Annotated in this window: 23 protein-coding genes; 22 read left to right on the forward strand and 1 reads right to left on the reverse strand. The window is 39.6% G+C overall.

Annotation, left to right across the window (positions count from 1 at the left end; all coding sequences use genetic code 11):
- Nucleotides 1-361 precede the first annotated feature (361 nt).
- The 22 genes from ADICYQ_RS30240 (at nt 362) to ADICYQ_RS10280 (ending at nt 24791) form a co-directional block, all read left to right on the forward strand.
- Nucleotides 362-1279 (forward strand): metal-dependent transcriptional regulator, encoded by a 918-nt coding sequence (locus ADICYQ_RS30240; RefSeq protein ID WP_161625594.1) that lies wholly within the window; start codon nt 362-364, stop codon nt 1277-1279.
- Entirely contained in the window at nt 1279-2055 is a 777-nt protein-coding gene (locus tag ADICYQ_RS27650; protein WP_020892251.1) for a FeoB small GTPase domain-containing protein, read from the forward strand. The genes ADICYQ_RS30240 and ADICYQ_RS27650 overlap by 1 nt, the downstream gene beginning before the upstream one ends.
- On the forward strand, nt 2045-3463 hold the full coding sequence (locus ADICYQ_RS27655) for a nucleoside recognition domain-containing protein (protein WP_020892252.1): 1419 nt from the start codon (nt 2045-2047) through the stop codon (nt 3461-3463). The genes ADICYQ_RS27650 and ADICYQ_RS27655 overlap by 11 nt, the downstream gene beginning before the upstream one ends.
- A 297-nt stretch (nt 3464-3760) precedes the next feature.
- A complete protein-coding gene (locus tag ADICYQ_RS10190; RefSeq protein ID WP_020892254.1) occupies nt 3761-4753 on the forward strand; it encodes a beta-galactosidase in 993 nt (330 codons plus the stop codon).
- A 264-nt stretch (nt 4754-5017) separates the two neighbouring features.
- Complete coding sequence (locus ADICYQ_RS10195) at nt 5018-6544, forward strand: alpha-glucuronidase family glycosyl hydrolase (RefSeq protein ID WP_235114554.1); 1527 nt, start codon at nt 5018-5020, stop codon at nt 6542-6544.
- Complete coding sequence (locus tag ADICYQ_RS28470) at nt 6544-7356, forward strand: hypothetical protein (RefSeq protein ID WP_235114556.1); 813 nt, start codon at nt 6544-6546, stop codon at nt 7354-7356. Before ADICYQ_RS10195 ends, ADICYQ_RS28470 begins: the two co-directional genes overlap by 1 nt.
- 2 nt (nt 7357-7358) lie before the next feature.
- Nucleotides 7359-8309 carry a dihydrodipicolinate synthase family protein gene (locus ADICYQ_RS10200; RefSeq protein ID WP_020892257.1) on the forward strand — a complete coding sequence of 317 codons (951 nt, stop codon included), beginning with the start codon at nt 7359-7361 and terminating at the stop codon, nt 8307-8309.
- A 107-nt stretch (nt 8310-8416) separates the two neighbouring features.
- The gene (locus ADICYQ_RS10205) at nt 8417-9613 is read left to right on the forward strand and encodes a BaiN/RdsA family NAD(P)/FAD-dependent oxidoreductase (protein WP_020892258.1); all 1197 of its coding nucleotides are present in this window, start codon (nt 8417-8419) and stop codon (nt 9611-9613) included.
- Between the two features lie 463 nt (nt 9614-10076).
- On the forward strand, nt 10077-13274 hold the full coding sequence (locus tag ADICYQ_RS28475) for a mannitol dehydrogenase family protein (RefSeq protein WP_020892259.1): 3198 nt from the start codon (nt 10077-10079) through the stop codon (nt 13272-13274).
- Between the two features lie 179 nt (nt 13275-13453).
- A complete protein-coding gene (locus tag ADICYQ_RS10220; protein ID WP_020892260.1) occupies nt 13454-14716 on the forward strand; it encodes an MgtC/SapB family protein in 1263 nt (420 codons plus the stop codon).
- Between the two features lie 195 nt (nt 14717-14911).
- Nucleotides 14912-15766 (forward strand): SDR family oxidoreductase, encoded by an 855-nt coding sequence (locus tag ADICYQ_RS10225; RefSeq protein ID WP_020892261.1) that lies wholly within the window; start codon nt 14912-14914, stop codon nt 15764-15766.
- A 111-nt stretch (nt 15767-15877) separates the two neighbouring features.
- The gene (locus ADICYQ_RS10230; protein WP_020892262.1) at nt 15878-16606 is read left to right on the forward strand and encodes a siderophore-interacting protein; all 729 of its coding nucleotides are present in this window, start codon (nt 15878-15880) and stop codon (nt 16604-16606) included.
- Nucleotides 16607-16901: 295 nt separating this feature from the next.
- Nucleotides 16902-17714, forward strand: coding sequence for an HpcH/HpaI aldolase family protein (locus ADICYQ_RS10235; RefSeq protein WP_235114558.1), 813 nt, complete (start codon nt 16902-16904; stop codon nt 17712-17714).
- On the forward strand, nt 17711-18658 hold the full coding sequence (locus ADICYQ_RS10240) for an aldo/keto reductase (protein ID WP_020892264.1): 948 nt from the start codon (nt 17711-17713) through the stop codon (nt 18656-18658). The genes ADICYQ_RS10235 and ADICYQ_RS10240 overlap by 4 nt, the downstream gene beginning before the upstream one ends.
- Before the next feature lie 57 nt (nt 18659-18715).
- The gene (locus tag ADICYQ_RS10245) at nt 18716-19648 is read left to right on the forward strand and encodes a Gfo/Idh/MocA family protein (RefSeq protein ID WP_020892265.1); all 933 of its coding nucleotides are present in this window, start codon (nt 18716-18718) and stop codon (nt 19646-19648) included.
- Nucleotides 19638-20414: an SDR family oxidoreductase gene (locus ADICYQ_RS10250; protein ID WP_020892266.1), complete on the forward strand. Its 777-nt coding sequence runs from the start codon at nt 19638-19640 to the stop codon at nt 20412-20414. Before ADICYQ_RS10245 ends, ADICYQ_RS10250 begins: the two co-directional genes overlap by 11 nt.
- Complete coding sequence (locus ADICYQ_RS28480; RefSeq protein ID WP_020892267.1) at nt 20407-20679, forward strand: NAD-dependent epimerase/dehydratase family protein; 273 nt, start codon at nt 20407-20409, stop codon at nt 20677-20679. The genes ADICYQ_RS10250 and ADICYQ_RS28480 overlap by 8 nt, the downstream gene beginning before the upstream one ends.
- A 23-nt stretch (nt 20680-20702) precedes the next feature.
- Nucleotides 20703-21212, forward strand: coding sequence for an SDR family oxidoreductase (locus ADICYQ_RS28485; RefSeq protein WP_020892268.1), 510 nt, complete (start codon nt 20703-20705; stop codon nt 21210-21212).
- 31 nt (nt 21213-21243) lie between these two features.
- On the forward strand, nt 21244-21633 hold the full coding sequence (locus tag ADICYQ_RS10265; RefSeq protein ID WP_040415660.1) for a RidA family protein: 390 nt from the start codon (nt 21244-21246) through the stop codon (nt 21631-21633).
- Entirely contained in the window at nt 21630-22718 is a 1089-nt protein-coding gene (locus ADICYQ_RS10270; protein WP_040415633.1) for a dipeptidase, read from the forward strand. Before ADICYQ_RS10265 ends, ADICYQ_RS10270 begins: the two co-directional genes overlap by 4 nt.
- A 28-nt stretch (nt 22719-22746) precedes the next feature.
- Nucleotides 22747-24111: an alkaline ceramidase gene (locus ADICYQ_RS10275; protein ID WP_020892271.1), complete on the forward strand. Its 1365-nt coding sequence runs from the start codon at nt 22747-22749 to the stop codon at nt 24109-24111.
- 26 nt (nt 24112-24137) lie between these two features.
- Nucleotides 24138-24791: a hypothetical protein gene (locus ADICYQ_RS10280; protein WP_020892272.1), complete on the forward strand. Its 654-nt coding sequence runs from the start codon at nt 24138-24140 to the stop codon at nt 24789-24791.
- Between the two features lie 39 nt (nt 24792-24830).
- Here ADICYQ_RS10280 and ADICYQ_RS10285 read toward each other — a convergent pair whose 3' ends face one another.
- Nucleotides 24831-26177 (reverse strand): DNA recombination protein RmuC, encoded by a 1347-nt coding sequence (locus ADICYQ_RS10285; RefSeq protein ID WP_020892273.1) that lies wholly within the window; start codon nt 26175-26177, stop codon nt 24831-24833.
- Nucleotides 26178-26179 lie beyond the last annotated feature (2 nt).

Consider the following 26179-nt stretch of genomic DNA (forward strand, 5'->3'; position numbering starts at 1 on the left):
TTCTGATACTAATGCAAAGGTTGCACCCATTTTATACCTATTGTTTATTTATCGCAAGATCGAAGTCACTAGGATTTTTATTGAAGTCACAGTTGTTATAGGTGTTGTTTAAAAATTCAATCAAAACCGACATTGGAATTTCTGTAATGTTTAAGTGATTGTTAATGAATAGTTTGGTGATTCATTCAATATTGAAATAGATAAAAACCATTTAAAAATTGCTGAATACGTCACAAAAAAATTATACTTAAAAAGAATGAATTATAACCCGATAACAGCCCTTGCCATATTTTTTGGAATATGTTTGCTGCTTTATTTTGCTTTTAGACCTAAAAAAGGGATTTACTTTTTACTTAAAAGCATGTATAAACAAAAGGATAAAGTTATCATAGAGGACATCTTAAAATTTTTGTACCACAATCAATTGTCCAATAACTCCATAACAACTATTGGCCTGACAAATTCACTAAACTTTTCCAATTCATTGATTATCGAAAGTCTCAAAAAAATGATGGACAATGAGTTAATTGTTTTAGAAAAAGACAGCTATAAGCTAACTCCAAATGGCAATGAATATGCTTTTCAAATCATAAGAGCACACAGGTTGTGGGAAAAATATTTATCAGAAAAAACGGGGTTCCATAAAGAAGAATGGCACGAAAGAGCAGAAGACAAAGAACATGAATTAAGCGAATCTGAAATCAACAAGCTTTCTGATCTTTTAGGCAATCCAAGATTTGACCCACACGGAGACCCCATACCCACGAGTAAAGGGAAAATGAAAAGCAAAAGGGGGGTGTCTTTGTCTTCACTTAAAGAAAATGATATTGGTCAGATTATTCATATTGAAGATGAACCAGATATTATTTATAAGCAGATTTTAGCAGAAAACATTCACCTATATTCCACTATTAGAGTTATTGAAAATAACCACACCAGGGTAGTTTTCCATTCAGAGGGGGAGCAATTTGTTTTAGCGCCAATAGTAGCAGGAAATATTACCATATCTGTATCAGAGAAAAATGAGACTCTGGAAGAAAATATTGCTCGGTTATCCAGTTTAAAAATAGATGAACAGGCAAAAATTGTTGGTTTATCAAAAGAATGTAGGGGAGAAAGTAGAAGGCGATTATTAGATTTGGGTTTTGTAAAAGGGGCAACTGTAGCCATTGATTTATTAAACCCTTTGGGTGATCCTAAAGCATACTATATAAAAGGAACTGCCATTGCTTTAAGGAAAGACCAGGCTTCAAAAATTTTAATAAACAGAATTGAGTAATGGAGAATAAACCGAATAGTGCTTGCGAAACTTGTGGCCTTTTCAATGCTGATGGGCTTAAAAAGCTTGGTGTGAAAACGGATGATTTTGACTTTGTTGTTGCCCTTGCTGGCAATCCAAATACAGGTAAAAGTACTGTTTTTAATGCCCTTACTGGTTTGCGGCAACATACAGGAAATTGGCCTGGGAAAACTGTCCTTAGAGCTGAGGGTGCTTTTGAGTACAATCAGCAAAAATATAAATTGGTAGATTTACCAGGTACTTATTCTTTGTTATCAACTTCAGAAGATGAAGAAGTTGCAAGAAATTTCATCCTATTCGGCAAACCCACAGTAACGGTAATTGTTGCAGATGCCAGCAGGTTAGAACGAAATTTAAACCTCGTTTTGCAAATTTTAGAAATCACCAATAATGCTGTTTTATGCCTGAACTTAATAGATGAAGCAGAAAGAAACAATATTAAAATAGATACCAGGATTTTATCTAAAGACCTGGGAATTCCCGTTGTGCCGACAAGTGCACGGTTTCAAAAAGGAATTCCAGAACTTATTCAAACGATAAGTGAATTGGCTAATGGAAAGATTCAGTGCAAACCACGCAGGATAAAAAACATCCCTAAAAACATTGAGAATTCTGTTCAAAAATTGAGTGATTCCTTGACAAAAGAATATCCCAACATTTCTAATAGTAGGTGGATTGCTTTTAGACTTTTAGAAGGAGATACTCAGATTATAGAGGCGTTAAAAACAGGTAATATAGCAACCAATGAGTACTAAGAATATAGATGATATAATCGCATTATCAGAAGAATTGCGTTGGGAAATTGGTGATGATTTTCACGATAATTTAGCCGAAAGTATTTATTCGGATGCCTCTAAAATTGTAGAGGATGCTGTAACAAAAGACAACAATAAATCTAAATTTAGATTAGATGCTAAAATAGACAAAATTGTTACGAGTAGAATTTGGGGCTTTCCGATCATGCTTTTTATTTTAGGAGCCGTATTGTGGCTTACTATAATAGGTGCCAATTACCCATCTTCGATGCTTGCTATATTATTATTAGACACCATTCAACCAATGTTGAAAAGTTTTGGTGCCAATATTGGCTTTCCCTGGTGGCTAAGCGGTTTTTTATTCGATGGCGTTTATTTGGCTGTTGCTTGGGTTATAGCAGTGATGTTGCCGCCAATGGCTATCTTTTTTCCTTTGTTTACCCTCTTGGAGGATTTTGGTTATTTGCCAAGAGTCGCATTCAATATGGATAACCTATTCAAGAAATCTGGGGCACATGGAAAACAAGCATTGACAATGAGTATGGGGTTTGGTTGTAATGCAGCAGGAGTGGTTGCGACGCGTATTATTGATAGTCCCAGAGAACGTTTAATTGCCATAATTACCAATAATTTTTCATTGTGTAATGGTCGTTGGCCAACACAAATATTATTGGCCACCATATTTATAGGTGCGGTTGTTCCAGCCTCTTACTCTAGTTTGGCTTCCTTAACTGCCGTTATAAGCATAGCTGTTTTAGGCATTGCCTTTATGTTTTTCTTTTCCTGGGCATTGTCCAAAACCGTATTGAAAGGAGAGGTTTCGACCTTTAATTTAGAGTTGCCTCCTTATAGACCACCTGTTTTTTGGAAAACAATTTATACCTCATTAATCGATCGAACTTTGATTGTGCTATGGCGAGCGATTGTTTTTGCAGCCCCGGCAGGAGCAGTCATTTGGTTGATTTCTAATATTTATTTAGGAGATGAAAGTATAGCTTCTTGGTTAATCGGTTCCTTTGATGGGTTTGGATTCCTGATAGGTTTAAACGGTGTTATTCTGTTGGCCTATATTGTTGCCATTCCTGCCAATGAAATCGTAATACCTACCATTTTAATGCTTACCGTAATGGTTACAGGTGTAGCTGGTGGCGTAGGAGATGGGGTAATGTTTGAACTGGATTCTGTATCAGCCACTGCAGATATCCTGAGGTCAGGTGGTTGGACTTTACTTACAGCTGTAAATGTAATGTTGTTTAGCTTATTGCATAATCCATGCAGTACGACAATATATACCATCTACAAAGAGACAAATTCTGTGAAATGGACCGTAGTTGCGTCAATATTACCGGTTATTGCTGGTTTTATTGTTACTTTTTTAGTGGCTCAAATTTGGAGAATTTTTGTTTAATAGCTATTCTTAAGAAATGAAAATTTAGAATAGCTAGCTTCCCAAAGTTTTAACAAATAGGCCCATCCAAACAAAAGCTTTTCTGAAAATTTATCAAAGACGATATTGGTCATTTCTTTATTAATTGAAAAGAAACCCAATTTACTCTATACTGTAAGCCGGATTTAATCGACGCTAATTTCAATTTTTTGGTGTTTACTTACAAGATATTGCTCTAATCCTGGTTTAGTATTCCCCAAATAAACCTTTTCATTAAACTATTGTCAAACGATTCAGTAAGCTTAATCATTTATAACTATGGATAAATATTTATTTTCTATTTTATTATTAGTGCTTTTTTCCTGTAATACGATTGAAGACGATATAATTGAAAACAATAGCAATGTTTACAAACCCAAAGGTTTGTATTCCAGTTCTTTTGGCAATGTTTCAGCATTGGACAATGAGGAGGTTCAGGGCACTTTAATTCGTGTTACCTGGAGTGATCTGGAACCAAGTGAAGGCGATTATGATTTTTCAAAAATAGAGCAATTTCTTGTCTCAATTAAATCAAGAGACTTAAAATGGAGTTTGGGGATTATTGCTGGGGGTAGTAGTCCATACTGGTTATTTCATTCGCTTAATGTGGATTCTTTTGAAATTACAGATTATTACAATAATGTAAAGAAAATCCCTAAAATTTGGGATCCTATAGTCAATCAAAAATTAGCGCAGTTGGCCCAAGCATTGGCAAAGGAGTATGGAAATGATGAAGACTTAGCCTTGGTATATGTCCCTCAAATGACTGCAAATGGCATTGAAGGGCATTTTAATGGGGTCCCTGTCTCCTTGCTTACTGATGCTGGATTCACTGCTGACAGGTGGGTAAATTCTGTTAAAGAAACAGCTGAAAATTTCGCATTGGCCTTTCCTGATAAAGCCATTGCAGTCGAAGTACATGATGTGATAAATGATACCTCTATTCCAAACCGAATCATTACGGACTTGTGGAATGACAGTTCTTTGAATCAACGTGTTGGGGCTGCAATTTGGTGGATTTCTGGGAAGACAACTTACCAACCCAATTTGTTGGATGTGTTAACCGCTTTTCCAGGAGATATCTATGCCCAGGCCATTGGTAGGTCTGACCAAACCGAAAGGTTTAAAGACGATGATTACAATAGCATGTTTGTTCAGGCAAAAACCATGGGAGTAAGGTACATTGAACTTTGGGAATATGAGTTTGTAAACAATACCTACCCCCAATATTTTGCTGATTTTAATGCTTATGCCAACAGTACTTATGAATAGCGATTAGAGCCCGGAAGGCATTAAAAGTTTTTAAATTCCAGTTGGTGTTTTATTGATGGGGTGGAATGTACCCATCAATAAAAACGTAAATGGAATGCCATTTTAAGATTATCAGGATCACCTTTCGTTTGAAGCTAAGAGGTCGTCCTTTACTTGTCGTGGTAGGATTTGTTCACTTTGCAGTAGTTACTATTAAGGTTTAAACCTTAGACAAAGTTTATAAATTAGTTGCCTTAATTTCGATAAGGTAAAAAGCGGCATAAGATGAAAACAATCGCAAAGTTTTGGCTATTACTAATGGCATTAAATGCTTTTTTAGCCTGTTCCGAACAAGAACAAGAAGAGCTGGATCTCTCGGAGGCAAAAATCTTGATATCTCCCCAGATTAAATCACCTATCAAGGATACCGCAGGAGATATTCTTCTGGAAGAAATTGAAAAACGAACAGGGCTTCATCTTGGCTTAACAAATAACTGGGATGCCAAAACCACCATTGCGCTGGCATTAGCAGAAGAAATTGAATTGTTTGGGGAAGAGGTTCCTGCACGGGGTGCTAAAAGTGCAGAAGAACTACAAAAAGAAGGCTATCGCATTTTCAATGAAAACAAAGGAGGTAAAAACACCATTTGGATCCTTGGGGCAGATGCACGAGGGATTTTATACGGAATAGGCAAATTGCTGAGAACTGCCAAAATGAGCAATGGAAATATAACTATTGATTCCAAAATTGATTTTTCCGAAGCTCCTGAATATACCCTCCGTGGCCATCAGTTTGGCTATCGGAATACCGCCAATTCCTGGGATGCCTGGACGGTGGAGCAGTTTGACCAGCATTTTAGAGAACAGGTGCTTTTCGGCGCCAATAGTTTTGAGAACATTCCTTTTCAGGAAGTAAATTCGAGTCCTCATTTTAAAGTAGATCCACAGATCATGGAAGTGGAACTAAGCAAAATTTGCGAAAAATACGATGCTGAGTATTGGGTTTGGACACCAGCTCCACATGATTTGAAAGTTACAAATGCCCACCAGGAAGGGCTTGAAGAACAAGAAGCTTTTTTTGCAAAATGTCCCAGATTAGATGGGGTATTTGTCCCAGGTGGCGATCCAGGAGAAAACCATCCTGCCCAGTTAATACCTTATTTGAATGATTTGTCGGCTAGATTGCACAAGTACCACCCAGATGCAGGGATTTGGGTTTCTCTACAAGGCTTTAATAAAGAAAAAGTTGATTATTTTTTCGCTTACCTGGAAGAAAACAATCCTGACTGGCTCAAAGGTTTGGTTTATGGGCCCAGTAGCCCGCCAATAGATTTGGAAAGAGAGCGGTTACCCAAAAAATACCTGCATCGCTTTTATCCAGACATTACCCATACCGTTAGATGCCAATATCCAGTGGACAATTGGGACCAAGCGTTTGCATTGACTTTGGGAAGAGAACCTTGTAATCCACAACCATTAATGTATACTGAACTCTTTAATAGAGACAGCAAATTTACAGATGGCTTTATCACTTATTCCGATGGTTCCCATGATGATGTGAACAAAGTATTATGGAGTCAATTGGGTGTAGATCCCAATAATGATCCCAAAGAAATCGTCTTGGAATATACCCAATTCTTTTTTGGTCCTGACGTAGCTGAAGCTGCTGCTCAAGGAATATTTGCCTTGGAAGAAAACTGGGATGGGCCAATTTTAAAAACAATTCCATTAAGGAAACCCTGGCCTTATGGAAAAGGCTGGAAGATAGCAATCCACATTTGTCGAGCAATTGGAGGTGGCAACAATTGGTGATGAGGGCTTATTATGATGCTTACATCCAAGACAGGCTGGCCTTTGAAAAAATGCTTGAAACCGAAGCCTATGTAATATTGGAACAAGCCAATACAATTGGCGCAGACAAAGCTATGGCGCAAGCTTTGAAACATATTAATAAAGCGGATACAGAACTCGTTTCACAAGACTTGAAGGAGAAAGTATTCGATTATGGCGAAAAATTATTTCAATCCATAGGCGCCCAAAGCAGTGTTGAAATGTACCAGGCACGCAGTGCAGAAAGGGGAGCAGTCCTGGATTTTATAGATTATCCTTTGAACAATAGGTGGTGGTTGGAAGATGAATTTAAGAAGATCGCCATGTTTAAATCTGAGGAAGAAAAGTTAACGCGGTTGGAATTTATCAAAAATTATGAGTTTCCAGGAGAAGGTAGCTTTTATGACAATATCTCTAGTGCGGATGCCATGCATGTCACTTCCAAAACGGATGATGCCATAGATTTTTTATGGGAAAATGATGGCTTAAGCAAAAAACGGCTCTCAACACAATTGTTTCAGTTTAGCCCCACTTTGGAGTACAGTGGGTTAGATGCAACTTCCGATTACCTGATTCGTGTTTCAGGGTATGGTGAGGCCCTTTTAAGAGCCAACGGGCAACGGCTTCAACCTACCAAATACGAAAAGAATTTTGAAGAATTTAAAGAATTCCCCCTTTCTAAGGATTTGATTACGGATGGTAAATTAAAGATTAGCTTTGACAAACCCGATGAAGAACACTTGAATTGGAGAAAGCAATCACGTGTTACCGATGTTTGGGTTATCAAACAATGACAATGGAATCAAACGACAAACCTTTAGTTGAGAAAGAGCTTTATCCCTTAAAGGGGATAGTAACAGTACTCAATACACCGTTTACCAGGGAGGATACAATTGATTATTCGGCGTTAAAAAACAATGTTCTTGAAGCTTTAAAAGCAGGTGTTGCGGGTTTTTTAGTTCCTGCAATGGCTGCTGAAGTTTATAAACTGTCCTACACCGAACGACAAAAAATGCTTGCACTTGTTTTGGAAACGGTGGAGAATAGGGTCCCGGTTATTGGAGGAGCTGGGGAACAGGATTTATCCAAAAGTAAAGCCCTATTGAAAACCTATTTAAATCTAGGTTGTAAAAATGTACTGTTCCAAATTCCGTTTGTGGATGAGCTACAATTCAGGAATCATTTTATGGAATTGGCGGCACTTGATCCGGAAATGATCATGTTGCAAGATTGGAATGCTTCAGGATATGGTTTATCGGACGACCTTATTTGCAATTTATTTGAAGAAGTGCCTAATTTCAGATGTCTGAAAATTGAAACTGTTCCGGCAGGTCCAAAATATTCACGGATCTTGGAATTGACAAAAGGGAAATTGAACGTTAGTGGAGGCTGGGCAGTTTCCCAAATGATAGAAGGCCTGCATCGTGGGGTCCATGCTTTTATGCCTACAGGCATGCATTCTATTTACACAAGCATTTACCATCTTTTTGAGGAAGGGAAATATGAGGATGCGGAAGCGCTTTTTGAGAAGATCATTCCTGTTTTGGCCTTTTCCAATCAACACCTGGACATCTCCATACACTTTTTTAAACGCTTGCTTTACCGCCAGGGTATTTATCCCACTCCCAATGTGCGAAATCCCATTCTGCCCTTTGATGCGCTACATCAAAAATTGGCAGACAAACATATAGATCGTATTTTGCAAATTGAAAACGAATTGAAAACCCTCAGTTCGAATTTATCCTGATTTCCTCATGGTTTCATTACTACCCCTGAATAAAGATCAGGCGGTGCTAAGAAGGATCAGGAAATGCCATTTCATGATCTGGGTTAAATAATCACTTGTTTTTTTAGATGAAGAAGTTAATAATTATTGGCGGAGGTCCTGCCGCACTTATACTTGCAGCAGAGCTTGACACCAAAAAATATAAGGTGACACTTTTCGATAAGAAAAAGACAGTGGGGCGAAAATTTTTAGTGGCTGGAGAAGGTGGATTGAACCTGACCTACAATGCTTCCTTAGAAGCCCTCACAAATCAATACTTTCCAAGAGAATTTATGGCTCCTGTCCTCCGTCAGTTCACCAATCAGGATCTGATGAGCTGGCTAAATAAACATGAAATCCCAACATTTATTGGCTCTAGTAATCGGGTTTTTCCTGAATTGGGAATTAAGCCTATTGAGGTACTTAATAAAATCACAACTTATATATCAGACAGGGATATAGCGTTTCAGCTAGGTGCAAAATGGGAAGGCTGGAATGAGGAAGGGCACTTGTGTTTCCATGAAATGGAGGGTGTTCTTGCTGACATTGTTGTATTTGCGATGGGTGGAGCCAGCTGGCAGGTAACGGGCTCCGATGGTGACTGGAGAGAAACCTTCGAAGCGAATGGGGTAAAGGTAGAGCCATTTAGAGCTGCCAATTGTGCTTTTGAGGTGGATTGGGATAAAACTTTTATTTCTACACACGAGGGGAAACCTTTAAAGAATATAGCCCTGTCTTTCGATGGACATAGTTCTAAAGGAGAGTTGAATATTTCCAAATTTGGTCTTGAGGGCAATGCCATTTATGCCTTAAGCCAAAAGATTCAAGAAAAATTGCTTGACGAAGAAAGTGTCCTTGTCCATTTGGACTTAAAGCCTACCATGACAATAGATCAGTTGAAGGCAAAATACAAACGTTCTCATCGATCCAAGGTAACTGATGTTTTGAATAAGGATTTAAATCTTGACCGTACGGCCATTTCATTGTTAAAGCAATGCTGCGACAAAGACGCCTTTTCAAATCCTGACATGCTGGTAAAAACAATCAAGTCTGTACCAATTGTCATCAAATCTGCAGGTGAATTGGATGAAGCCATTTCAACTTTAGGTGGTGTCGCTTTGGATGAAATAGATGAAAATTTTCAGTTAAAAAAAATACCTAATTCTTATGCTATTGGAGAGATGCTTGACTGGTATGCACCCACTGGAGGGTATTTATTGCAGGGTTGCTTTAGTATGGGGTTTGTCTTAGCAAAATTTTTGAATGCACTGGAGGATAAAGAGTAGGGGTGATGGTCTTGTTCTAAGTGAAATTTTAAGGTTAGGACCAAGGAAATTAAATTTTAGTTATTCTATATATTGGTAGTTTGGTCTGAAAAAATAGATTCATAATTTGAGATTTTAGGCCCTCCTCATTAATGGGCCATTATTTCAAACAGGGTAGCATCTACCTTATACCCAAGCTGTATACAAGGGAATGCATCCCTTTTCATGGATATTTCGAAGGTTATTATTTGTCCAAAGTCTTTTATATATTACGTTCAGGAAATATTAAAATGAGCAGAAGCTCTAATTCATGTGTTAGAAAGTACATTAAGAAATCCGTAAAGCAGAGGGCTTTAAGTCAAGTGCTTTTAAGGGATTATCTCAGGTGGATTGTAATCACCCTTATGCATTTAACTCAAAAAGTTGAGAAGAATAGCACCATAACTTTTAAAATTTCAATTGAAACCCAACCCAAAATATACTCATGAGCAGCGATTTTGAAGAGTTTGAAGAAATAGACGAAGAACAATTACCAGTTGCCAAAAATAAACTTCATAATTGGACACATTTTGCAGGATTATATGCTGCAGAACATGTCGCCGCTACAGAGTTCGTTATAGGAGCAACATTCGTTGCATTAGGTGCTAAGACAATGGACATTGTGCTGGGCCTATTGATTGGGAATGTTTTAGCTGTTCTCAGTTGGACCTTTATTACTTCGCCCATTGCGGTGGATACAAGACTTAGTCTCTATACTTATCTCAATAAAATCGCAGGGGATTCGATGACCAAGCTCTACAATTGGGCGAATGTGATCATCTTTTCGGTTATATCTGCAGCCATGATCACTGTATCTGCTACAGCGGTTCGGTTTGCTTTTGATATACCCGCCCAACTCAACTGGTACCCTACCAATCCCTGGTTTGTTTTGATCGTATTTGCGGTTGGAATAGTTGTGGTGTCTATAGCGCTTTATGGGTTCAATGCCGTTTCTGAGTTTTCCAGTATTTGTGCACCATGGTTATTCGTAATGTTTACTAGTGGAGCAATGGTGCTTTTGCCTGCCTTAAGTCTTGATGTTTTGGGCAAAACATTGCCCGCTGGCTGGGACGATTTTATATCCTTGGGAAATCAATCTATATGGACCGGATTTGATAGTAATGGAGAACCTGGCATAGGCTTGGTTGAAGTCATTGGTTTTGCCTGGGCGGCAAATACCATTACCCATTTTGGACTTATTGATATGGCATTGCTACGTTTTGCAAAGAAGAAGTCTTATGGATTGGCTACAAGTACGGGAATGATGTTTGGTCATTACGTTGCCTGGATTGCTGCAGGTATTATGGGGGCAGGAGCTGCCGTGATTTTAGGGAAATCAATAGTGGAACTTGATCCCGGAGATGTGGCTTACTATGCGCTTGGTTGGTCTGGATTTGTAATCGTAATAGTAGCTGGATGGACCACTGCCATAACAAATTTATACAGGGCAGGCTTGGCAGCTCAGGCCATTTTCTATAACCATTCCCGAAAGAAAACCACCATAGTGGTTGGGTTGGTTACCATTGTGATAGCCTGTTTTCCTTTCGTTTTTTCACAAATTCTCCCACTATTGACCTATGCAGGTTTGCTGGTTGTTCCTGTAGGTGCCATTGTATTTGCAGAGCACCAAATCTTCCCCAGAATAGGATATACCCGCTATTGGTTGTCCTACCGACAATTGGCATTCAGTACACCGGCCGTGGCTTCCTGGGGGTTGGGCTTAGTATTTGGTTTTGGACTAAATGCACTTGATGTAATGTCCTTCTTTTATCTATTTGTTCCCACTTGGGTTTTTACAATCTTGGTATATACATTGCTAGCAGCCCGCTATGGTGCCAAACAAAAATATCCAGAGGCTGAGCTAAAGGAAAAATTACGCAACGAAAATATTAAGAAATTTCAAGAGCAAAAAGGCAAATTTGAAGTCCCCCATTCCACAGATAATTCGACCTTCTCAAGTGTATTAAGAGTCACAGGTATTGTTGCGCTCCTCATAACTTTGGTTTTGGCGTGCATCGTACTATTCGGTAGTTCTGATGAAAGCCTATATTTGGCAAATAGAGAAGTGTTTTATCGATACGCATTCATTTGTACTGTACTTTATTTCGTTGTAGCCTATTGGGCTTTGCTTCGTGGAAAACAAAAAAACAAAATTGAAATGAAAAACATTATAGCACTTAATCAAAATAACCTAACAAATATCGCCAAGCAAATCCCTTGCCCTACCTACCCTAGAAATGAGTTAACTGTAGGCATGGTGCATGTTGGCGTTGGAGGTTTTCATAGGGCCCATCAGGCGTATTATACCAATATGTTACTGGAGAAATTCAATGTCCGTGACTGGGCTATTTGCGGAATTGGGCTGCGAAAAGGGGACCAAAAAATACATAACGTTCTTAATGAGCAAGAGGGTTTATATACCTTAATCGTCAAACATCCTGATGGGAAAATTGAACCTCAAATTATGGGGGCAATAATCGATTTTCGACTGGGAGTTGATAGTCCTAAGCCTGTTATTCAACGAATGGCCCATCCTGACACGAAAATTGTTTCGCTTACAATTACAGAAGGAGGGTATAATTTTAATCCATCCACTGGAGATTTTGATTTTGAGAACCAGGATATCCAACACGAATTAAAAAACCCAGACAGTCCAAAAACAATTTATGGGTTTTTAACGGCTGCGCTGAAAAAGCGTCGTGATTCTGGCCTGCCGGCATTCACCATCATGTCCTGCGATAATATTCAGCACAACGGTGATGTCGCGCGAAATATGTTGCTATCGTTTGCTAAAAGACAAGATGAAGAATTGGCCAATTGGATTGAAAAAGAGGTGTGTTTTCCCAATAGCATGGTTGATCGAATAACACCGGTTACCACCCAATCAGACATTGATTATTTAGAGAAAACCTTTGGATTACAAGATGAATGGCCAGTAACCTGTGAGCCCTTCATTCAGTGGGTTGTAGAAGATAATTTTTCAAATGGGCGACCTGAATTCGAGAAGGTAGGGGTGCAATTTGTATCGGATGTAAAACCTTATGAGAAGATGAAACTTCGCCTCTTAAACGCAGGACATTCTGTATTGGGTATTTTAGGTGCTATTCACGGGCATCCAACGATCAATGCCTGTATGGAAGATGAAACTTTCGTCACTTATTTGAGGGCATTTATGGACGAGGAAGCGACTCCTACACTAGATAAACTGGAAGGGATTGATTTAAATGTGTACAAAGACAGTTTGTTGGAGCGTTTTGCCAATCCCAATATTAAGGACAGTGTTAGCCGAATTTGTTCAGAAAGTTCTGCCAAATTGCCGAAATTTTTGATTGCTACGCTTCAAGAAAATTTGGATTCAGGGGGAAGTATTCAATTTGCAACCCTGGTGATCGCTGCCTGGTGTTATTACAGCGACAAAGGAATGGATAAAAATGGCCAGCCAATAGAAATAATCGATGCCATGGCTGCCGAATTACAACAAGCAGCCAGACAAACTAAAACGGACACGCTCGCTTTTATAAAACAAAAATCACTTTTTGGAGACCTTGGTCAGAATGAGCGCTTTACTAAATTGTATACTGAATTCGTTCAGCAAATCTATAAGGACGGAAGCATCAAAAATCAAATGCAAACCATGATTTAATTCCAGGCATTAAACACGTACATAGATTTAAGAAGAAATCAATTAATTCGTACTATTTGGAGGCTCTTCCATAATAGTGAAAGGGTATTGTCATTGTTTTAACAACGAATAAAGCTGCAGTCGATTTTTAGCCAGGTCAAGGTTCAAAATTGGCTCGAAGTAATTTATAGAGATAATTTATGAGTGAACTATTTTACCATTTTGGAGTGGCATTGGCAATCGGCTTATTAATTGGGCTGGAAAGGGAATTTAAAAAGTCCGATGAAGCGCAACAATTTCTTTTTGGCGGGATTCGTACTTTTCCTTTGCTGGCGCTTATCGGTTGTTCAGCTGGATTATTAGGTGATTTGATGGATTCACCTTGGGGCTTTGCCATTCCTATTGTTATTGCAGGAGCTTTTTTAGTTGTGGCCTATACTGGGACTGTTAAAAAGAGAGACTTTGGAATGACCACCGAAGTAGCCGCATTGCTCACTATTATCATCGGCATTATATGCTATTATGGCGAAATAGAACTTGCTGCAGCCTTGGGTATAATTGTTTTGGTTTTACTGTCCTTTAAAGTAAAGCTCCACGAATTTAGTAAAATGCTTACACGTGAAGAGATTGTAAGCTTGGCCAAATTTGGCCTTATGACAGCAATTGTGCTACCAATACTTCCGGATGAACCTACGCTTCCTGCCCCATTTGATGTTTTGATCCTAAGAAATATATGGTTAATGGTAGTGTTGGTGACTGCCATAGGAATGGTTGGTTATTTTCTGAAAAAGCTTATTGGAAACCGAAAAGCAATTGTTTTAACTGGTTTCATTGGAGGCTTGGTTTCAAGTACAGCAGTAACATTGTCTTTTTCTTCTCAAAGTAAAGGTCGTCCAACCTTATCCAAAGCATTTGCCATTGCAATCATCGTCTCCTGGATTACTATGTTTCTTCGTATTCTTGTCGAAGTAGCTGTTGTAAATTCAAGATTGATTATAGAGATGTGGATACCAATGGCTGCAGCAGCAGTTGTAGGAGGCTTGTATTGTTGGTTCCTATACATGAAAGATGGGAAACACGAAGCCATTGCTGAGGAGGTTGACGTAGAAAAGCCTTTTTCCTTGAAGAAATCACTAATTTTTGGTGGCCTTTACGCCGCTGTTATCGTTATAGCGAATATCGCGCAGATTAATTTTGGTGATAAGGGGATTTATTTGTCGGCAATTGCCGCTGGATTCACAGATGTGGATGCAATTACACTCACGATGGCCGAAATGAGTCAGGCAACAGGAACAGTAGAGCCCAGCGTGGCCATTAGGGCAATATCCCTCGCGGCGGTTTCAAACACCTTAGTGAAAGCAGCCATCGTCTTGTCTACGGCTCATATAGCCCTTAAAAAGGAGATTTTACCCGGTGTTTTTCTAATTGTTTTTGCCGCCTTGGTGGCTGCTTTTATTGTCTAAGAAAATAGTATTTGGAATGATTGTATCGAGCAGTTTAAAGGAATATAATCTAGTCTTTAAGAATTATCATTCCCATATTTACCATTTTTAGCAATGCATTTACCTTTAAATACCAAAGTGATATAACGACCTTTGACTAAATTAAAATGAGTTAAGTAGTGGGAATCCCCAACTGTGACTGTAAATCAAAAAAATATGAAAATAGCCGTAACATCAGCAAGTGGGAAATTGGGTGCCTCCATCGTAAAACAATTGGTAAGAGAAATTGGAAAAGATCAGGTTATAGGGATTGCCAGAACACCGGAAAAAGCAGAACACCTTGGTGTTGAAATTAGGAAGGGCGACTACAATGATAGGGAACAACTTGACCAAGCATTGAAAGGCATTGACACAGTTTTATTGGTTTCTGGTATGGATGAGCCTCAAAAAAGAATTCAACAACATAGAAATGTGATTGAGGCAGCAAAGCAAAATGGAGCTAAAAAAATTGTATATACAAGTATAATAGGGGATGAGAAAAACACCGCATTTAGCCCAATAGTAGCGAGTAACAGACAGACTGAAAAAGATGTACAGGCTTCCGGTCTTCAATGGGTAATCGGAAGGAATGGAATTTATATTGAGCCAGATATTGAGTACATCAGCCATTATATTGAAGAAGGTGGAATTAGGAATTGTGCTGGAGAGGGAAAATGTGCTTACACCAGCAGGGAAGAGTTGAGCCAGGCTTACGCACAAATGCTATTGCATGAAAAGCACAATGGCCAGGTATACAACCTTGCAGGAGATCCAATTACACAGGCAGAATTGGCCAACATTATTAATAAAGTTTATGGAACCAGCCTTTCTTATTATCCAGTGTCCGTGGCAGCATATCAAAAAGAAAGAAAAGAGGCCTTGGGGGATTTTATAGGAACTGTTATTGCGGGTATCTATGAAGGGATTCAAATTGGGGCGAATAACGTGCAGTCAGATTTTGAAAAGGCTACAGGAAGGGCACACAAAGCTCCATTAGCAATGATTGAGGAATTAAAGGATATCCTAAAATAACGCGTATAACTATTATTGAACTCTTATTGGGAAATTGGAGGACTATTACCTATTCTGGATGGAATTAGGATTACAAAGTAAAAAAATCGAGCAAGTTTTAAAATCGGTACAATGGGAATTATTGATAGTATCTTAAAAAAAATAGTACTACAAGAAGCAGTTATTGTTGAAAAGTCTAAGCTTTCTGAAGGAGCTTATAAAATTCGTTTAAAATCCGAAGGAATTGCGTCAGTAGATTTTGTTCCAGGCTATTTTTTACGTTTAGGAATAGGTATAGATAAGGAGGATATTTCGTTGAAAGACAAAATGAGGAGCTATAGTGTTTGGGACATAAACAAATCACAGGGATACATAGACCTGGCCATAGCCACCCACAGTAATGGAATAGGATCCGTTTGGGCAAAACAATGCAAGGCAGGTGATAAGGTTTACTATAAGTGGAAAAAAGGCAATTTTTTAGTAGACAATTCAGCAGACAGTTACCTGATGATAGGAGATTTGTCCGCTTTGTCCCATTTGTATATGATAAATAGAAACCTTCCCAAAGAAAAGAAAGTAACAGGCATAATTTACAGCCAAGACAAAAATGAATTGTTCCCGGATTTAGCCGGTACAAAACCATTTGATTTTCATGAATTGGCTCTAAATCCCAAAGAAGAGATTATGGCATTGGTAAAAGAAAGCGTTTCTAAGATGTCAGGTAAAAAAATGGTTTATATCGCAGGGGATAGCCGGGTATGTGTGCAGTTAAACAAGTATTTTAGAAAGGAATTGAAATGGGAATCCAAACAAATTAAAATCAAACCTTTTTGGAACCCAGACAAAAAAGGACTTGAGTAAAAATACCCTATGGGTAATAGAATGAAATTACCATTTTCCAAATTGTGTTGCTTTTTAAGGCCCACAGAATCAAAGGATTTTTTAAACCAATATCATTCCCAATAATCCGCTGTACTTGTAAAAACCATAGTACAGGAATAGGAACAACATTCTTCTATTTCCCTGCCTTAATTTACCTTAATTGGTATGTCAACCGATTCCGAAAAATAGTACCATTATTTGAGATAAAAGTAATAGTGTCTCTAAGAGACCTGTGTTATATTTGATCAAGCAAAAAACGGATATGACTATAAAAATGAGAGAAAGCCTGGTACTAAAAAAGTTAAGGGCCGGAGAAAACGTTTGTTCTTTTAAAGTAAACCTGGCAGATGCACGAGTTGTAGAAATTGCTGCTCAGGCGGGTTTTGACTGTTTGTGGCTAGATCAAGAGCACATAGGTCAGGATTGGTCCATTTTGGCGTCCCAGATCTGGGCAGCCAAATCTCAGGGAAAGGACACCTTGGTAAGAGTACCTAGAGGTAGTTATAGTGATTATGTAAAGCCTTTAGAGCTTGATGCCAGTGGCATTATGGTGCCACATATAATGAACTTGGCGGATGCTAAGAAGGTAATCGAAATGACACGTTTTCATCCGATTGGCAAGAGAGCCATTGATGGTGGAAATGCAGATGGAGGCTATGCAGCTGGTAATTTCAAAGACTACCTAAGAGATGCCAATCAACAGCGTTTTGTCATCTTTCAAATAGAAGATCCAGAACCTTTGGAAGATATAGAAGCCATCGCACAGTTGGATGGTTTTGATATGTTGTTTTTTGGCCCTGGAGATTTCAGTCAGGCCATAGGAGCTCCTGGGGATATGGATCATCCCAAAATCCAGGACGCAAGGCAAAAAGTGGTAGAAGTGGCTAGGAAATACGGGAAATTTGCTGGCACTACAGGTCCTTTAACAAAAGTAGCTGAATACCAAAAAATGGGTTACCAGTTTATTAGTATCGGAGCAGATGTTTTGACATTGACCAAATATTGCAGTGACCTGGTGACTGGTTTCAAAAATGGACCGGAAGAAGAAGGGGATAAGGATAAGGACTATTACGCAGCCAAGAAATGATTAATAAGGCTTTAGGCAATACTGGAATAGAAGTTTCTCAAATAGCTTTCGGAGGAGTGGAAATTGGTTTACCTTATGGTCCAGGTATAACTTCCGAAAAGGACATGCTTCAGGAAAATGAAGCGATTGACTTGCTACTTCAAGCCCTGGATTCGGGCGTGAATTTTTTCGATACAGCGAGAATGTATGGGAAAAGTGAGGAATTAATCGGCAAAGCCTTTGCTCAGCACCGTAATGAAGTAGTCATCTGCACAAAATGCCAGCATTTGAGAGATGTTTCAGGGAATTTACCTGATGAGAAAGCTTTGGTTAAGATTATCCGGGAATCTCTTGTAGGAAGTTTGAAAGCACTTGGAATGGAGGCCTTGGATGTATTAATGTTACACCAGGCGGACATTGAGATTTTACAGAATGAGGCAGTTTGTCGTACTTTTGAGGACATTAAAAAGGAGGGGCTTTCCATTGCAATTGGGGCTTCAACCTACACTGTGGAGGAGTCAGAAACAGCTATCAATTCAGGTTTGTGGGAAGTAATTCAATTGCCTTATAATCTACTGGATCAGCGCCAAAGCAATATATTTGACCTGGGAGTTAAAAAGGGAGTAGGTATGGTGGTCCGTTCCGTTTTGCTTCGTGGCATGCTTAGTGACCGTGGAAAAAATCTAAAAGAGCCTTTGGCTGAAATTGAAAAACACATTGCCAAATATGCTGCCCTCGCGACACAAGAAGGATTGACATTGCCTGAATATGCAACGCGATTTGTTCTTGATCAACCAAACGTATCATCCGTGTTGGTAGGTATAGACAAATCGCTTTATTTGGAAAAGGCATTGGAAACAGCCAATCTTCCGGCCTTAAGTAAGAAATTACTTGCTGGGGCCATTCCATTTCCAGATCCGGAATTTATTAATATCCCCTATTGGGATAGAATGGGTTGGCTTTAGTCTGAAATGTAAGGGCTATAATACATTTAACCAAGTTTATCTTCAAACGAAAGAAACATGTTAAAAATAGGAATGATAGGAATGAGTCCGGGAAATGCCCATCCCTATTCCTGGTCCTCAATCATAAATGGGACATTTGATGGCGAGCTTATCAGTGCCATCGGTTATCCTGCTGTGGCAGATTATCTCCAGGCTAACATAGACACGCTGGGAATTCCAGGGGCTTCGGTCAGTCATGTGTGGAGCCAAAACCTTGAGGTTAGTCAAAGCATTGCGAAAAATGCTGGGATCCCTTTTGTTGTGGACAAACTTGAGGACATGATTGGTGAGGTGGATGCAGTGATCCTTGGAAGAGATGATCCTGAAAATCACGTGGGAATGGCAAAGCCTTTTCTGGATGCAGGTATACCGCTTTTTATTGATAAACCATTGGCCTATTCCCAAGAGGATCTGGATTATTTTGCTCAACAACACCATTTAGGAAAAGTTTTTATGTCCTGTTCCTCTATGCGTTATTCGCAGGAATGTAGGACCGTTAAAACAGGCATAAAGTCCTTGGGGAAAATTCATTTGGTTACGGCAGTAGGAAAAAAAGATTGGAAAAAGTATGGCGTACACCTGTTGGAAGCGCTCTTTAGCACCCTGGATGATCCGAAACCAGTAAAGGTTCAGCATATCGGAGAAGAGGATGAGGACATTGTATTGGTTACTTTTGAAAATGGAGTCAAAGCCACTGTACATTTATTTAAGGATATCTGTGGAACTTTCCAACTCAGTTTTTTTGGAGAAAAGGGTTGGAAAATAGCTGATATCCAGAACTCTTATTCTATGTTTAGGGACAACCTCATAGTATTTATTGATGCGCTTAGGGATGAAAAGCCCTATTTAGAATTCGCTAAAACAGCTGCTATTATGCAAGTAGTGATTGGAGCGAAAGAAAGTTTTGAAAATGGAGGTAAGGTGATTAATTTAGAAAAACATGGACGTTAAAGAATTATTTAGCTTAAAAGGAAAAATAATTGTAGTCACTGGTGGTTCCGGTCAATACGGTAAATGCCTTGTTGAAGGTTTGGCCGAAGCAGGGGGGACTGTTATTACTACTTCTAGAGACATACAGTCGGCAGAAAAGACAGCTGCTTTATTTCGCGAGAAAGGCTTAGATGTGCACCCTATGGAAGTGGACCAAGGGGATACCGAGTCAGTAAGTCGCTTTGCCAAAAGCCTACAAGATAAGTTTGGTAAATTGCATGTTTTTGTAAACAATGCCGTTTCCAGGCCAATGAAAGGTTACAATGCTCCTTTGGCAGATTTTGATGAATCGATGCGGGTAAATGCTACAGGAATGTGGGATTTGCTAAAGTCCATGTCAGACCTGATCATAGGAAGCGGGGGTGGAGCAGTGATCAATATCAGTTCCATGATGGGCATGAAAGGGCCAGATTTAACTAATTATGAAGGCACCAGTATGGGAGATTTACCTCCTGATTATTTCTTCCACAATGCAGGATTGATCAATCTTACTCGCTTTATGGCCAAGATGAATTCAGGAAAAAATATTAGATTCAACTGCATCTCTCCTGGTGGATTGTTTAATAATCAGCCCGAGAGATTTGTTGAGAATTATAACAAAAAAGTACCAATGAAGCGGATGGCCAATAATGATGACATCAAGGGTCTAGCCGTTTTATTAGCTTCTGATGCTGGAGCTTACATCAATGGCGAAAATATTTTAATGGATGGAGGATTGAATGCCTGATTCAAATTCCAGCCCCGCTATAAAGTCTCCATTCTCTTTAGAAGGAAAGTGTATTTGGGTGGTAGGCGGAGCAGGATACTTGGGTCAGGAAGTTGTGCGTCTCCTATGTTCGCAAGGAGCAAAGGTTTTATGCATAGATAGAGAAGACAAGGCAATGGTTTTTGAAAAAGAAGCCATGCTTGGTAATTCATTAGTGTCGGCCAGTTTTGATCTCTCGAATACGGATGACATCCCTGGTTTTGTCATCGAAAACAAGAAAAATTAGGCATACCTGATGGTCTGGTAAATTTGGCCTATTCTGCTAGTGGAAAGTCTTTTGAAGCCATGGAAGCTGCGGACTTTGATCAGGTAAATCATTCTGGGCTCACGGCAACTTTTGTACTTGCAAAAGCGGTAGGAGCCATAATGTCAGAAAAAGAATCGGGAAGCATATTGTTGTTTGGCAGCATGTATGGAATGCAAGCTCCTGATATGCACATGTATCAGCCCCCTATGATGCCAAACCCTATAGAATACGGGGTAGAGAAAGCTGGAACAATACAGATGGCGAAATATTTAGGAATGTATTACGGCCCTAAAAACATTAGGTGCAATAGCATATCCCCAGGGCCATTTCCCAATAGCCAAGTGCAGCAAGATCACCCGGAATTTGTTAAACGATTGGAACAAAAAACCTTCCTAGGAAGAGTAGGAGTGGCCCGTGAAGTGGCAGGAGCCGTTTGTTTTTTACTCTCGGATGCTTCCAGCTATATTACAGGTCATAACTTGGTAGTGGATGGTGGATGGACTGCCTGGTGATAAAATAGTTAAAACAATAAAAAAGATTAAAATGAAAAAGATAGTACACCCCAAAAGAGATTTAAGTTTTGATACAGGCGCTTATTCAGACGCTATATTAACGGATGGATTTTTATTCGTTTCAGGACAAGCATCAGTAGATTTTGAAACCTCTGAGTTTAAGTTAGGAACCATTGAAGAGGAGACGCAAAGAACGCTGGACAATATAAAAGCGATTATCGAAGCTGCTGGAGGAACAATGGACAATGTAGTAAAGTGTACCGTTCATTTGTCAGATATCTCTGAATTTGATCGCTACAATAAAGTGTATGCCAGCTTTTTTAAAAACACCAAGCCTGCCCGTATCACGGTTCAATCTGTCTTGGCAGAAAACCTTAAGGTGGAAATAGACTGTATCGCTAAAATACCTACTGAAAAATGAGCAAACGACTGATTCTAGATGCGCATTTAGACTTGTCTATGAATGCCATAGAGTGGAACAGAGATTTGAGTAGACCTCTTTCGGAAATCAGGCAGTCAGAAATGCACATGCCAGACAAGCCCGATAGAGGCAGGGGAACCGTTTGTTTACCAGAGCTTAGAAAAGGTAAAATTGGCATAGTGGTGGCCACGCAATTGGCCCGGTATTCTCCTCCTGATTCTGCCCTTTCAGGCTGGAATTCACCCCAACAGGCATGGGCCATGACGCAGGCTCAGTTGGCCTGGTACCGTGAAATGGAAGTTCAGGGAGAAATGAAGCAGATTTTGAACCGAAAGGACCTGGATCAGATGGTGGGTTTATGGGAAGATGATTCCATTCCAGATGAGAAGAAGCCGATTGGTTATCTACTACATCTTGAGGGTGGCGATTCTTTGGTGTCCCCTGATTATCTTGATAGGGCTTATGCTTACGGTTTACGGGCATTAGGCCTTTCTCATTTTGGTCCGGGAAGATATGCCCCAGGTACAAAGTCTGAGGGACCTATTACCGAATTGGGTAAAGAGTTGCTTGAAAAAATGGGGCAGTATAAAATGATTTTAGATGTAACCCATCTTACTGATCAAGGATTCGAGCAGGCCATGGATTTGTATACTGGACCCATTTGGGCCAGCCACCACAATGTGCGCAAAATTGTACCGAACCAGCGACAACTGACAGATGATCAGATTAAAAATCTGGTGAAACGTGGGGCTGTCATTGGTGGAATGCTAGACTGTTGGGCCATGGATATTCGCTTTATTGATACCATTTCTGACCCTTGGCAGTTAGACATTAAATTGGAGCATCTGGTAGACCATTGGGACCATATTTGTCAATTGGCGGGGAACAGTGAGCATATCGGTATAGGCAGTGATTTGGATGGAATATTTGGTACAGAGCAATCTCCCTGGGACCTTAATTCCATAGCAGACCTTCAGAAGTATGAAGAGATTCTAGATAGAAGAGGTTATTCATCGGAAGACATTGACAATATATTCCATGGCAACTTTCTTCGATTTATGAGAAATGCTTTACCAGAAGGCTAATTTTTACATTAAATAATTTACGCCAACGATGTCAAATAATTTTCAGGCTGGTGCAGCCAGTGTTGTTACTACTCCCCCTTTAGGTACCATTATCAATGGTGACTTTGTCACGCATTACGCACAGAAAGTTCATGATCCCTTGCATGCCAAAGCTTTGGTGTTGAAAAATGAGGCAACTACTTTGGTATTGGTGGTTGTAGATATTTGCATTTTGGGTAAAGAATTACTCGATAGTACAAAGGCAATCATCCAAAATAAATTTGGGATTTCACCCGAACAGGTACTGATCTCAGCTACTCATACTCATGCCTCAGGAGCAGTAGAAGATGTACACATGGTACCTGCTGATTTGGCTTACAGGAAACGCTTGCCAAACCTAATAGTGGAGGCAGTCGAAAAGGCATTAAACACATTAAAGCCTGCTCAACTAGCCTTCGGGACAGCTGATGCACCTGAGTATGTGATGTGTCGTCGGTATTGGATGAAAGACAGCTATACTTCTCTAAATCCTGTGACAGGGAAAGCAGATTTGATGAAAACCAACCCTTTTGGAGTGGAAGATGAGATCATTAAACCCCTTAATACGCCAGACCCTGAATTAGGGTTTTTGGCAGTCAAAGGTTTGGATGACCAATGGATAGCACTTCTAGGGAATTACTCCCTTCATTATGTTGGAGATTGGGAAAACGGAACCATCTCAGCTGATTACTTTGGGGAATTTTCAAATGCCTTGAGAGAAAAGCTGGAAGCGGGAACTGAATTTGTGGGCATAATGAGCAATGGCACAAGTGGAGACATCAATATTTGGGATTTTAGCGGAGAAAAGAAATTTCCTGATGGAGAACTGGCTAAAAGTAAGAAAATTGGCAATGACTTAGCAGACAAGGTGCTGGCTAGTTTGGAGAATGTGGCGTGGAATAAGGATCCATACCTCAACAATAGTTTTGCCCTTGTAAAGGCAGGTCGAAGAATGCCAAGTAGGGATGAACTGGAATCAGCCAGGGCAATTTTGGCGACTGGGGGTTTGGAGGAGTTGAAGCCGGACACAGAGGGATGGCGAAAGCTTTATGCAAGGGAACAAATGTTGCTCCACGAATTTGCCGATGCAGCGGAAAGTCCAGTGCAGGTATTTCACATTGGAGAAGGGAAAATAGGCGCTTTGCCTGGGGAGTTCTTTGCTGAATCGGGGCTCAAAGTAAAAGCTGAAGTTGATTTCCCCTATTTTACCATTAGTCTTGCCAATGATAACGTTGGATATGTTCCTCCTGCTCATGAAATCGAAAAAGGGGGGTATGAAACCTGGAGGTGTAGAATAAGCAATTTATTGCCGGAAGCAGAGGAATTGTTTAGAAAAAAACTGGTTCAACTGATTCACGAAGATAAAAATACTTAATTTTGAATTCAGCTTAAAGACAATAGGTGAATAAAGAAAAGTGGTTGGAATTATTAAAGGATAAGGTGCCTCAAAACGCCTTGTCCTATTGTTTTTCCCTTTGGGAAGAAGAACCTTTTGCCTTTGAAATCACCAAGTCAAGAAGTTCTAAATTGGGTGATTTCCGCTATCGAAAGGACAAAAGCATTCAAAAGATCACCATCAATCATGACCTTAATCAATACCAATTTTTAATTACTTTCATCCACGAGGTGGCCCATCACCGGGTTTTTAGCAAATACAAGGATAGAATTGGGAACGGTATCATGCCACATGGCATAGAGTGGAAGCAATCGTTCAGATGGCTTATGGCACCTATGTTACATGAGCGAGTGTTTCCAAAGGATGTTTTAATCCCGCTTCGGTTACATATGGGGAATCCCAAAGCGTCGACCGGCGCTGATTTTTTCTTAATGAAGGAGTTGCGGAAATATGATAAAAATGCCTTCACTTTTGTGCAACCGCTGTTGGGAGATCTTCCGCAACATGCACATTTCGAATTGAAAAAAAGAGTGTTTCAGAAAATGCGTACCCAAAGGTCAAGAGTACTTTGTCAAGAAATTTCTACTGGAAGAAATTACCTGATATCAAATAATGCGGTGGTCAAAAAAGTGGATGATCCAGGAGATGTTCCGTTTTAGTCCAGGTTTATAGTTATAAATAAATCCGTCCGTACCGATTTATTGCTCTCCTGAAATTTTATTCCGGGCATTGATACCCAAAGTTCTGAGTTTTTCAGCTTGTGAAATAAGATTCCCTTTGCCGGTTTTAAGTTGCTTGATGGCTGTTGCATAGCTGTCCTGCGACCTGTCCAGGTGTTTGCCTACATCTTCCAGACTATTTACAAAATTTGATAGTTTGTCATACAGTTTGCCTCCTCTTTCAGCTATTTCCAAGGCGTTTTTTGATTGATCATCTCTAATCCACAAATCTTTAATCATCTTAAGGGCTGCGATAAGATTGCTGCTACTGATCAATAATACCCGTTTTTTGTAGGCATATTCCCAGATTTGAGGGTCTGCCTGAAGGGCTACAATATAAGCAGCTTCTAGTGGGATGAACATGATCACAAAGTCCAAGGCCTTTGCATAGCTCTCATACTGTTTGGCAGAAAGCTGGTCTATATGGGTTTTTATAGCCTTAATATGAAGATCAAGAGCTAACTTTTGTTCACTTTCATCGATAGCACTACTGTATTTTTCGTAGGCGATCAATGATATTTTACTGTCTATGATTACTTTCTTGTCGTCAGGGTAGTGAATGATCACATCAGGCTGCATTCTTTTGCCGTCTGGCCCAATGAGGGGATGACCATTTTCATCTTTCAAAAATCCCTGAATGCTATAATGCCGGTCTCTTTCCAAACCGGAGTTTTGAAGGATGGTTTCCAAAATTGCCTCACCCCAATTGCCTCTGATTTTTGCATTTCCTTTCAAGGCATTGGTTAGATTTTTGGCTTCCTGGCTGATTTGCTGGTTGAGCAATGCCAATTCTTTTACCCTTCCTTCAAGAGAAAAACGTTCCCTGGATTCCATAGCATAGGCTTCCTGAACTTGTTTTTTAAATGCCTCCAATTCTTTCCCCAATGGTTGGAGAATGTTTTCAATGTTTATTTGGTTTTGGCTAGTGAATTTTTTGGCTTTTTCTTCCAGGATTTTGTTGGCCAGCAATTCAAATTCTTGCTGAAATTGGCTGCCAATTTTGTTAAGCTCTTGTTTTTGGAAGGCTAGTTTTTCTTCTAGATAAAGCAATTGGCTGTCCAATTTTCCTTTATCCAGTGCAAGCTGATAATTTTCTTTTTCGAGGGACTTGATTGAAATCGAAAGGCTTGAATTGTTTTGTTTGATACTTTCCTGTTGTTCCAGGAGGACTTGGTATTTCTCGCTGTAGCGTTCCTTTTCTAAGGTTAGCGCATTCAGGCTTTTATCCAAAAGGTCACGCTTTTGTTGAGATTGATACAAGATAATAGCCAATACAGCTATGATCACTACCATCAACACCAAAAGCGCAACCAGTTCAATTGCCATTT

Origin of the sequence: Cyclobacterium qasimii M12-11B, from assembly GCF_000427295.1 — a bacterium.
Lineage (GTDB): Bacteria > Bacteroidota > Bacteroidia > Cytophagales > Cyclobacteriaceae > Cyclobacterium > Cyclobacterium qasimii.